Genomic DNA, 10964 nt, shown 5'->3' with positions numbered 1-10964 from the left:
GCTGCTGTTCGTCACCTGGCAGCAGGTGCACGAGGGGCGCATCGCCGGCAAATCGGCGGCGAAGCTGGTAATCGACACGTTGTATCACGGTGTGGCGGCAGGCGCGGATCGCCGCTGACGATATCCGATCGGAGAGGATGTGGAACGCGATGAAGACCGGTTATGTTCCCGAACCGAAATCCTATGGCCTGCTTGGCCATCTGTCTTTGATCGATAAAGAAAAGCCGACCCTGTCCATGTGCAAGCTGGCGGAGGAACTCGGCCCGATCTACCGGCTGCGGGGCCCCGGATTTTCCCTGCTTGTCGTGTCGGGACATCAGCTTGCGGCGGAAGTGTGCGACGTATCCCGGTTCGACAAGAACGTCTACAGCGAATTGCAGAACGTGCGCGCCTTCAGCGGCGACGGGCTGTTCACGAGCTGGACGCACGAGCCGAACTGGCGCAAGGCGCACAACATTTTGCTGCCGACGTTCAGCCAGCAGGCGATGAAGGGTTACCACGATAGGATGACCGATATCGCCCTGCAACTTGTGCAGAAATGGGCGCGGCTGAATTCCGACGAGAGCATCGACGTGGCCGACGACATGACCCGGCTTACGCTCGATACGATCGGTTTATGCGGCTTTAACTATCGATTCAACAGCTTCTACAAGGAGAGCCACAGCCCGTTTATCGTCAGCATGGTGCGCGCGCTGAACGAGGCGATGAACCGGAGCGGACGGCTCGGCATCCAGAATTTCTTTAGGGTCAAGACGAAGAGACAGTTCCAGGAAGATATCGCGACGATGTTCGAACTGGTGGACAAAATTATCGCCGAGCGCAAGGCAAAGGGGAGCCATGGCGATGTCGATCTGCTGGCCCGCATGTTGAGCGGCAAAGACCCGCAGACGGGGGAGACGCTGGACGATGAGAACATCCGCTACCAGATCATCACCTTCCTCATTGCCGGACACGAGACGACGAGCGGTCTGCTGTCTTTTGCGCTCTATTTTCTGTTGAAAAATCCGTCCGCGCTCAAGAACGCCTACGAGGAAGTCGACCGCGTGCTGACCGGGTCGATCCCGACGCACAAGCAGGTTACCCAACTGAAGTACGTCCGCATGATCCTGAACGAGTCGCTGCGCCTGTGGCCGACCGCTCCGGGGTTCGACTTGTACGCCAAGGAGGATACGGTGATCGGCGGGCAGTATCCGATGAAAAAAGGAGACACCGTCAGCGTGCTGCTGCCGCAGCTTCATCGCGATAAGGAGGCATGGGGAGAGGATGCCGACTCGTTCCGCCCGGAGCGATTCGAGGATCCGTCCAAGGTGCCGAATCATGCCTACAAGCCGTTCGGCAACGGAGAGCGCGCCTACATCGGCATGCAGTTCGCGCTGTATGAGGCGACGCTTGTGCTCGGCATGATTGTCCGGCATTTCGAGCTGATCGACCACCGCGACTATCAATTGGACGTGAAGCAGAATCTGACGATTAAGCCCGGCGACTTCACGATGCGCGTCCGTCTTCGTCCTGGACAGCAAGTATCGGCGTCAAGCCCGGTTTCGGCGGCGGCGGAAGAGATCGCCGGGCAGCAGGAGGAGCGCCAGCCGCTTGCTCCGACCGCCGTGCCGGGGGCGGAGAAGACGTCCTTGCTCGTGCTGTACGGCTCCAACCTCGGAACGGCGGAAGGCATTGCCCGGGCGGCGGCCGATTCGGCCCGCGCATTCGGCATAAAGAGCGAGGTCGCGCGGCTTAACGATTGGGCCGGCAAGCTGCCGACGGACGGAGCGGTGCTGATCGTGACCGCGTCCTATAACGGCAAGCCTCCGCAGAATGCCGCGGGCTTCGTGAAATGGCTGGAGCAGGCCAAGCCGGGGGAACTGGAAGGCGTGCGCTACGCAGTGCTCGGCTGCGGCGACCGCAACTGGTCGAACACGTATCAGAGCGTACCGCGATATATCGATGAGCAGCTTGAGCGGAAGGGCGGCCTCAGAATTTCCGCCCGGGCGGAAGCCGATGCCGGAGGCGATATGGAAAAGCAGCTCGGGCAGTGGAGGCGGGCGCTGTGGGCGGATATCGGCAGAACGTTCGAGCTGAACGTCGGCGGAGACGAGGGGCGGGAAGGGCCGGCGCTGGGCGTTCGGTTCGTCAACGCGCCGCCGGAAGTTCCCTTCGCGCGGACCTACGGCGCGGCGTACGCCGCCGTGCGCGACAACCGCGAGCTTCAGTCGGAGGGCAGCGGGCGGAGCACGCGCCATCTCGAAATCGCCGTACCGGCAGGAACGGCGTACCGGGAGGGCGATCACCTCGGCATACTGCCGGTTAACGGCAAGGACAACGTCGACCGCGTCATTCGCCGCTTTCGTCTTAACGCGAGCAGCCAATTGATCTTGACCGCGGAGGGGAGCGGCGCTGCGCATCTGCCGCTAAACCGACCCGTGAACGCAGCCGATCTGCTCAGCCATTGCGTGGAGCTGCAGGAGCCGGCTACCCGCGCGCAGTTGCGGGAGATGGTCGCGTATACGGTCTGCCCGCCCCATAAGCGCGAGTTGGAGAGCTGCTTGGAAGAGGCTGCTTACGAGGAGCGCATTCTGAACCCGCGCGTATCGATGCTGGATTTGCTCGACAAATACGAAGCGTGCGAGCTGCCCTTCGAGAAGTTTCTGGAGCTGCTCCCGCCGCTTAAACCGCGTTACTATTCGATCTCCAGCTCGCCGCGCGTCCAGCCGGAACGGCTCAGCGTAACGGTCTCCGTCGTCCGGGAGCCGGCCCGAAGCGGATTGAGAGAATATCGCGGCGTCGCTTCCACTTACTTGGCCGGCCGTCAAGCGGGCGACGACGTGCTCGTATTCGTCCGCTCGCCCGAATCGGGCTTCCGTCTGCCGGAAGATCCGGCAGCGCCGATCGTCATGGTCGGGCCGGGAACGGGCGTGGCCCCGTTCCGGGGTTTCCTTCAGGCGCGGTCGGAGCTGAAGAAGCAAGGAGCCGTGCTTGGCGAGGCTCATCTGTTCTTTGGCTGCCGGAGCGAGGCGGATCATCTGTACCGGGAAGAGCTGGAGCTGTACGAGAAGGAGCGCATCGTTACCCTCCATACCGCCTATTCGCGGATGGAAGAAAAGTCCAAAACGTATGTGCAGCATTTGCTGTCCCGCAACGCCGCCGAAATCATTCGTTTGTTATCCGGGCAAGGCCATCTTTACATTTGCGGAGACGGCGTCAGGATGGCGCCCGACGTCGAAGCCGCGCTGCTGCAGGCATTTCGCGACGAGCTGGGAGCGACGCCGCAGGAAGCGGCGGATTGGCTGCTCGCCCTGGAGCATGAAGGCCGGTACGCAAAAGACGTGTGGGTCGGAAAATAGCAAAGAAGGTCTTGGGCCGTCAAGAATCGGACGAATTTAATGCCATTAAGTTTCATTCGCCGCGCCGCGGTCCAGCGTCTTGCGAATCGCGGTTTCGATCCAGCGCCAGGGCAGAAAACGGACGGCCGTCACCAGCGAACGGGCTCCTCGCCCGATCGGATGTCTTAGCTTGCGCGTGCGGCCGGAGGCTGCCAGCCGGGCGACCAGCTCGGCGACTTCCCGCGGATGCGGGGCGGATTCGGCCGATTTGCGGGCGAAACCGAGCACGGAGTTAAGCATTTTCCCGTAAGGGGAGTCGGGCTTGGCATGAATCGTGGCGAAGCCTTTGTCCCAGATCGGCGTACGATAGGCTCCGGGCTCCACGAGGTATACCCGGATGCCGTAGGGCGCCACCTCGAGCCGCAGACTCTCGCTGAAGCCTTCGACCGCGAACTTGGAAGCGGCGTAAGCTCCGTAGCCGGGCAAGCCGATCCGCCCGCTGACGCTGCCGATCTGGATGATCGTTCCTTCGCGCTGTCGGCGCATGATGGGCAGAACGGTCTGCGTCGCGGCGACGACGCCGATGAAGTTCGTCTCCATCTGCGCTCTCCACGCTTCCAGCGGCACTTCTTCGGAGAACCCGCCGACAGCGTAGCCGGCGTTATTCACGAGCGCGTCGATCCGGCCGTAGCGTTCCATAATATGCGCGACGGCCGCTTCAATCGAGGCGGAGTCGGTAACGTCAAGCCGGACGACCTCCAGCCTGTCTCCGACGCCGAGTCTGTCCGCTTCCTGCATGAGCGGTTCCCGGCGATCCGGATCGCGCATCGTGGCCACGACCCGGTACCCGCCGCGGGCCAAGGCGGTGGAAATCAAAAGGCCGAAGCCGCTGGAGGCTCCGGTTACGAGGGCGATTCGCTCAACGGTCGACATGGGTCAACCTCCTTTTGCTGCTCGAATGATAGGGAACTGCTGTTCGTTCGTACCGTCTCTCCCAGTCTACCACGATTTGCTCCTTGGGGCTTGCCGCCCGGGGAGGGGAGATGGCATATTCTGCGCTACAGCTTGTACTTTCTCAGCAGCGGCACTCCGATGCGGTTTAACAGCTTGCCGAGCGTCGCCCAAGGCATGCGGAGCCTCAGCGGCAGATGCCGCACGTAAACCGCAGAAAATTCGATCTCCGCCTCGGCGCCCCGATTGCGCTTGAACTGGGCCGCGCCGGAGCTTTCGTGCAGCAGAAATCCGCGCTCACTTGCCAATTCGATGAGCCGGGCGGACAGCATCCGGTACAAGCCGAGCTCCTGAGGCAGCGAAGTGTCGTAGCCGAACAAAGGCGTCGTCATCACGCCGTCCCTGGCGTAGAAGCCGAGAACCGCGTCAAGCCTTCCGTTGCGGCGAAATCCGTGCAGCTCCAATATGCGGTTATCGAGCGCTTCCTCCAGGAAACGTTCCGTGAATTGCGGATTGTGCCAGGAGTACTTATCGAGATACAGCAGACGATACAACTCCGCGATGCGGGGGAGATCCTGCCGGGTTACGTCGCCGGGTCCGACTGTCTCGTAGCCTTCCTTGGCCGCCAGTGCGCCGTCCCGTTTCAGCAGCCAGCGGGATTTGGCGTTGCCGAAGCCGGCATCGCCGGTTCTCAGCAAGTAAATTTGTCTGCTCGGGACGAGCAGGCAGCCCTTGGAACGAAGGAGGTTCAGCATGGGCGCATTGAGAGACGGATTAAGCGAGCGAAAGGCGATCGTATGCCCGGGGAAGCGGGCGACCAGCTTGTCCAGCACGGCGTCCCATTGCGTGGCGTTCAGCTCCGGGTACAGATTGGTCGACAGAAGCCAGTTGTTGACGTGCACGACCCGGTTAAAGCCGCTGAGCTTCAGCAGGCGGCCGATTCCGGATAGAAGCGCGTCCAGTCCGGCAATGAGCGCGCGGTTGCCCAGCAAAATAAGCTCCTGTTTCGCGTAGCTGACATAGTGGGTGTACGGGGAACAGACGTAGCTGTTGTCGTACTCCTCTTCATTCACGGTGATTGGAAGCGGAATCCCGTCCGCCGTCAGCACGAGGATCCGGGTACGGACGTTCCGTACGAACCGCTCTGAATCTTCCTGTAGAAGAGGCAGCAAATACCGCTTGGCATAGCGGCCGTATTCGTTGTCGGGCCACTCGAGTTCGCTCGCGTCGGCCGCTTCGTACAGCTCGATTCGGGGCTTCAAAGCTTGCATCTCCTTTCTACGCGCCTCAGCTTCGCGATGCCGGCTTCATGCGAGTAGGCGGAGAAGACGATTCGCGGCGTACGGCAGCGAAGGCGGCCGCACAACGCGGCGATTGCCGCGCGAACCCGCTCTTCGGCCATGTCCCGCTCCGCCTCCGGCAGCTCAAGCTCGACCGTCCATTCGTCCAGTCCCGTCTGGATCGCCCGGTATTGCGCGATAGCGGGAGAAGCGCCGATAATCGCGCGCGTGACGAAGTCCGGGTAGATCGTGACCAGCGCTTCGTCTTCGTCGACTCCGCCGCCCGTCGCATAGAAAATATCGTCGCAGCGGCCTTCGATCCGCTCGATGGCCGTAAACGGGGAGCCGCACGGGCAGTGCTGCTCGCTCTCGGTCAGCAGATCGTTGAGCCGGTAGCGGACGATCGGTTGGGTCGTGCGGGAGAAATCGGTCACGATCGGCACGAACGTTCGGTCTTTGCCGGGTACGTACTCTTTTTCGATATAGACGAGATCCTCGTTCAGATGCAGCGTGCCATAGGGGCAGGTGCAGCCGAGAAACCCTTCCGTGCATTGATAGATTTGGTGGACGGTCTGGCCGAACGCCTCCCTGATGTATTCCCGGTCGAGCGGGTCCAGCACCTCGGCGACGGAGATGATCCGCTTCGGCTTCGCTCGCAGTTTGCCGGAGCGGACGGCTTCTGCAAGGCGGCGCAGCACGGAGGGAGGGGCGGCGATGACGTCGGGCCGCTGGCGTTCAAGCCGCTTAAGCTGATCGGGCAGCGGATCGAGCAGGTCGTAAAATTCGAAGGACAGCCGCTTGCCGCCCACCGATTCGTACAAATTGCTGTTCGCCCTCAGGAAGAAGGCGATCGAACAGCGAGACAGGAGGGAGCCGGGCAGCATTTTGCCGAGCACCGCGCCGGCCCATCCGGCCCGCTCCCTCGCGTCGACGAGAAACAGTCCGCGATTGCCGGACGTGCCCGAGGACAGTCCGACCGTCACGTTCCCGATGGCAGGCTTGAAGTCGCGCGAAGCTTCGGCCGCCTCCGCCACCGCGAAGGCTTGCGCTTTCGCGATGCCCGCCGTATTGAGGCTGTCGAAGTGCGCCATCATCACCGACTTGTCGATCGTCGGGAAAGAACGCCACTGCTCCGACGGGATAGAACCCCACCATTCCCGGTAAAAGGCGGAACGCTCGCGGACTTGCGAGACGTGCCGGACGACGAGCCGTTCCAGTATCTTTTCGAACGCTTGGCGATTCGTAGTTCCGCCTCGTTTTTTTCCGCTTCTGTAGTGCTTGATAAAAGCAAGGGCGTCCCGAATCATAAGCGTCTTACCTCCCGGCTGTCGATATCGTAGAACTCCCTGCAATGGCTCGGAACGACGATAAGCCCGGGATCGGACGCCTGCCAGCTTCGAAGCCTGCGGAACGAGTCGCGGTACGCCGCGCGGTCATGCATGACCAGCCCTGCCGCCGGATGGGGCGGACGGTTGTCGCGAAGCGCCCGGCTCGACCACGAGGCGTCGGCGCAGAGCAGCACGCGCGCGCGGGATGTGGACAGCAGCAGGCCGATCTGGCCCGCCGCGTGTCCCGGCATGGCGATCGCGATCAGGCTGCCGTCACCGAGCAGATCGTAGCCTTCATAGAACGGAATGTTGTCCGGCAGGGGGACTTGCTTGGCCAGCGATTCGATCGACTGCGCGGTTTCGGCGAAGCGATCGGGCAGCAGTCCAGCGACGAAGCCTGCCCGGGTCGCCCGGAAGGGACCTAGGCTTCGAACGGCTTCGTAGGCCGCTTGGGGATACAGAAAGCGGGAGAACGGGAAGTCCCGCGCGCCTCCGATATGGTCGGCGTGGAAGTGTGAGAGAATGACACTGCGGACGTCCTCCGCGGCAATGCCGAGCCGGGCGAGCTGCCGGACGGCGGTGTTATCCTCATGCAGAATGACGGGCGTGAGTCGGCGATACAGCGAATAGGGAAAAGAACCGGTCAGCTCGCGAAATCGCGGAGAGTAGCCGGTATCGAACAAAATCCAGCCGTGCGAAGGGTGGCGAATGCAGGCGAAGCCGGCCGGATAGGCGGCCGATCGCAGCGAGCCGCCCTGCAGCGTCACGAATTCGGGATGCAGGCAATAGCCGGCGGACAGGAGCATAAGCTCGACCTGGACGGGATTCTCTCGGTTCATGACGGGTTGCTCCTCCACCAGTCCGCGAATCGGCGCAAGCCCTCGTCGAGCGGGATTAGCGGTTCGTAGTTCAGCGCTTGGCGCGCTTGGGCCAGATCGAGCGTCTGGCTGTAGGCCAGCAGGCCGACTGTATAGCGGGTAAAAGGCGGCTCCGCGCCAATCGCCGGGAACGCTCTGTACAGCCACTCCATTGCGCTTCCTGCCGCAAGGGCGGCAGGCCGGGAGACGCGTCGGGTACGCAGCGGCAGCTCCAGCAGAGCGAATAACCGCCGCAGCAGTTCGATCAGCTTGACGGGCTCTCCGTTCGACAGATTGTAGATCGCGCCCGCGGCGCTTTCCGGCGCATTGCACGCCTGAACGAGCCCGTCGACCGCGTTGTCGACATAGGTCAGATCGAGCAGCGCCTCGCCGCCGCCGATAAGCGGAATGCCGCGCGAATCGTTCACTCGCAGCAGCCGAGGGAACAACGACGTATCGCCCGGACCGAATACGGCTCTGGGCCGCACGATGATCGAAGACAATCCGTTGCCGGCCGCATCCGCAACGACCCGTTCCGCCATCAGCTTCGTGGCGGCGTAGGCGTTCACCGGCTTGCGGGGCAGCTCCTCTTTCTCGGAAACAAGCAGCCGATCTCTATAATTGAAGTAAACGCTTGGCGTGGACACATGGACCAGTCTGCGAACCCCGTGACGAACGCAGCCGGAGACGACATGCTCCGTGCCGCCGACGTTCGTCTCGTAGAAGTCTCGGTAGGTTCCCCACGGAGAAGACAGCGCCGCGCAGTGGATGACGTAGTCGCGTCCGGCGCAGGCGTCTTCGATCTGCTGCCGGTTGCGCAAATCCGCCTGAAGGAAGGGGATACCCAGCGCGGCCAGCTGACGCCCGATTTTCTCGTCGCGTCCGAGCCCCGTCAGGTCCCATCCTAGATCGCGCAAGCGAACGGCCGTCGCCCGGCCCAGAAATCCAGTTGCTCCCGTTACCAATACTTTTGTCATCGTTCACCATTCCATTCGATATCCGAGGTAGACGCTTCTTGAAGCGTCAGGCGCTGCCGGGCAGCCGTCTGGCGCGTCCAGGCGAGCAGCCGGAACTGCTCCGCGAAAGGCTTCGGGTCTTCCCGGCGGTACACGACGTCCCGGCTGTTTCGCCAAGCGCGCAGCCATTCGCCGAGCGTTCGTTCGCGGACGGCCTGGACTAGTCCGTAGCTCAGCATCGCGGCCGAGAGCATCGCGCCTTGTCTTAATTGTGCGGCGGGAGAGGCGATTCGTCCGGCCGCCAGAAGAGCGGAGGGACTCAGCAGCGCTTCCGCCAGGCGGCCGTCCGATCCGAACAGATGCACTCCGCTCGTCGCCCTCGGATTGCATTCCATCGGCAGGACGGCGCCTTCCGGCGACACCATGAAATCGAAGGCGATCTGCCCGGTAAAGCCGAGTCCCGCGACGAAGCGCCGGACCCAATGGAACAGCTGCGGCTGGTCGGCCGGCTTGTAATGGATGCTGGCGCCCCGGCCGGCGCGATAACGGCTGCGGTACGCGGCGTGAGCCGCGATCCGGCCTTCGTGCGCCACGCTGTAGGTGCACCATTCCTCGCCGCGCAGCAGCTCCTGGGCGATCCAGGGACGGCGGTCCGACACGTCGGCCCCGGCCAGCTTGCGCGCGATTTCCTCACGGCGGAAATCCGGCAAGGGGGTACGGCGCAAATCGAGCATCAGCGTGCGCGAAGCAAATCGCGAATAGGCCGGCTTGAGCGCGATGCCTTCGGCAAAGCGGGGGCTGTCCAGCAGCTGCAGCCAGCCGTCCGGCGTGTCCAGCGTCACCGTGTCCGGCACGGGAAGTCCGAGGCGCTCCGCGGTTTCTATGAATTTTCCTTTGTGGTGGAGAGAGTCCAGTTCCGTTAGAGGCGCTGCCAGCACGCGGCAAACGCCCTCGAATCGGTCGAGCTCCTTGGAAACGTGGAAAATCTCCTCGCAAGTCGGAATCAGCGCGTCGATGCGGTGTTGTTCGGCAATCGCGCACAGCGCCGCGGCGTACTTCTCCGAATTTTCGGTGGGCGGGGGGACATGGAAGCTTCGTTCGACGGAACGGGATACCCGGCACAGGTGATAGGGCGCGGATTCGGCCGCGTAAACCCGATGGCCGGCGGCGCGGAACAGGCGGGCCAGCTCCAAAGCCGCCGGAGAACGGCCTCCGGTAAGGAGAACGCGCTGCGGTTCCGATCCCGTCTCAATAGTCAAGGATCAGCCCTCCCAGCGTCAATCCCGCCGCCGTGCCGATCAGCAGCACGCGGTCTCCCCGCTCGATCCGTCCCGTCCGGATCGCTTCATGAAGGCCCATCGGGAGGGAGGCGGCGATCGTATTGCCGTGGTTCGGCGTAATATAGACAAGCTGGCGCTCGGCTATGCCCAGCTTCTTGCGCATGAGGCGAACGGCCATCGCGCTGCCTTGGTGGGGGATGACCGCTTTCAAGTCCGACATGCTCGTTCCCGCCGATTGCAGCAGCTCCTCGGTGAAGTCGGGCAGCAGGCGAGAAGCCATCTTGTAGATGGCCGGACCGTCCATCCGGAACAAATAGTCGTCAGCGGCGGCGGGACGATAGCCGTTCGGGTGCCGCCTGGTGCCGCCCGCGCGAATTTCGGAGAAGGCGGCTCCGGCGCTGTAGGTGCGCATGGAGGCGCCGACGATGGCGGACGGCTCGCCGTCCTCCGCCGGACCGAGGACAACGGCGGCGGCTCCGTCCCCGAACAGCGCCGCGCTTTCCTTGTGCCGCCAATCGAGGCCGACGGATGCGATCTCGGACGTGACGATCAGCACGTAGCGGTATCTTCCGGCCGCGATCATGCAGGACATGGCGTCAAGCGCCGCCAGGAAGCTGAGACAGGTGGAATCGATATCGAAGGCGGGGACGCCGGACTGCTCCATCCCCAACTCGCGTTGAATGAATACGGCGGAGCAGGGGAGAGCTTGCTCCTTGGTACCGCTTGCGCCGACGAGGCAATCCATGTCGGTGAACTTCAGGTTCGCGGCCTGCAGGGCGGCCTGGGCGGCTTTCGCGCCCATAGCGGATGCCGTGTCGTCTTCTCCGGCATAATGCCGGGAGACGATGTCCGTCACCCTGCGCGTCCAGCCCCGGGAAACGCCGAGTCGATCATCCATCTCCAGATCGGAGATCGGGCGGCCGGGCATGTATTTGCCCGTTCCGTATATTTTGACTTTGCGAATGTTCATAGAGAGATCTCCTTCCCGCGTATCG

8 protein-coding genes are annotated in these 10964 nt (G+C 62.9%); 1 reads left to right on the top strand and 7 read right to left on the bottom strand.

Going from position 1 to position 10964, the window contains the following annotated elements; translation table 11 throughout:
- Nucleotides 1–149 precede the first annotated feature (149 nt).
- Nucleotides 150–3338 (top strand): bifunctional cytochrome P450/NADPH--P450 reductase, encoded by a 3189-nt coding sequence (locus tag ACESLM_RS25280; RefSeq protein ID WP_372635969.1) that lies wholly within the window; start codon nt 150–152, stop codon nt 3336–3338.
- A gap of 45 nt (nt 3339–3383) precedes the next feature.
- On the opposite strand, the gene ACESLM_RS25275 is transcribed toward ACESLM_RS25280, so the two are convergent.
- The 7 genes from ACESLM_RS25275 to ACESLM_RS25245 all read right to left on the bottom strand — a co-directional run bounded on the left by ACESLM_RS25275 (nt 3384) and on the right by ACESLM_RS25245 (nt 10939).
- Nucleotides 3384–4250, bottom strand: coding sequence for an SDR family oxidoreductase (locus ACESLM_RS25275; protein WP_372635966.1), 867 nt, complete (start codon nt 4248–4250; stop codon nt 3384–3386).
- Nucleotides 4251–4375: 125 nt separating this feature from the next.
- Nucleotides 4376–5539: a GNAT family N-acetyltransferase gene (locus tag ACESLM_RS25270; protein ID WP_372635963.1), complete on the bottom strand. Its 1164-nt coding sequence runs from the start codon at nt 5537–5539 to the stop codon at nt 4376–4378.
- Complete coding sequence (locus ACESLM_RS25265; RefSeq protein WP_372635960.1) at nt 5527–6855, bottom strand: F390 synthetase-related protein; 1329 nt, start codon at nt 6853–6855, stop codon at nt 5527–5529. The genes ACESLM_RS25270 and ACESLM_RS25265 overlap by 13 nt, the downstream gene beginning before the upstream one ends.
- Nucleotides 6852–7715: an MBL fold metallo-hydrolase gene (locus ACESLM_RS25260; protein WP_372635957.1), complete on the bottom strand. Its 864-nt coding sequence runs from the start codon at nt 7713–7715 to the stop codon at nt 6852–6854. Before ACESLM_RS25260 ends, ACESLM_RS25265 begins: the two co-directional genes overlap by 4 nt.
- The gene (locus ACESLM_RS25255; protein ID WP_372635954.1) at nt 7712–8710 is read right to left on the bottom strand and encodes an NAD-dependent epimerase/dehydratase family protein; all 999 of its coding nucleotides are present in this window, start codon (nt 8708–8710) and stop codon (nt 7712–7714) included. Before ACESLM_RS25255 ends, ACESLM_RS25260 begins: the two co-directional genes overlap by 4 nt.
- A complete protein-coding gene (locus ACESLM_RS25250) occupies nt 8707–9948 on the bottom strand; it encodes an ATP-grasp domain-containing protein (protein ID WP_372635952.1) in 1242 nt (413 codons plus the stop codon). Before ACESLM_RS25250 ends, ACESLM_RS25255 begins: the two co-directional genes overlap by 4 nt.
- Nucleotides 9938–10939 (bottom strand): beta-ketoacyl-ACP synthase III, encoded by a 1002-nt coding sequence (locus ACESLM_RS25245; protein WP_372635949.1) that lies wholly within the window; start codon nt 10937–10939, stop codon nt 9938–9940. The genes ACESLM_RS25250 and ACESLM_RS25245 overlap by 11 nt, the downstream gene beginning before the upstream one ends.
- Nucleotides 10940–10964 lie beyond the last annotated feature (25 nt).

The organism is Cohnella sp., from assembly GCF_041641335.1.
Lineage (GTDB): Bacteria > Bacillota > Bacilli > Paenibacillales > Paenibacillaceae > Cohnella.
This window is presented reverse-complemented; position numbering and strand designations above follow the sequence as displayed.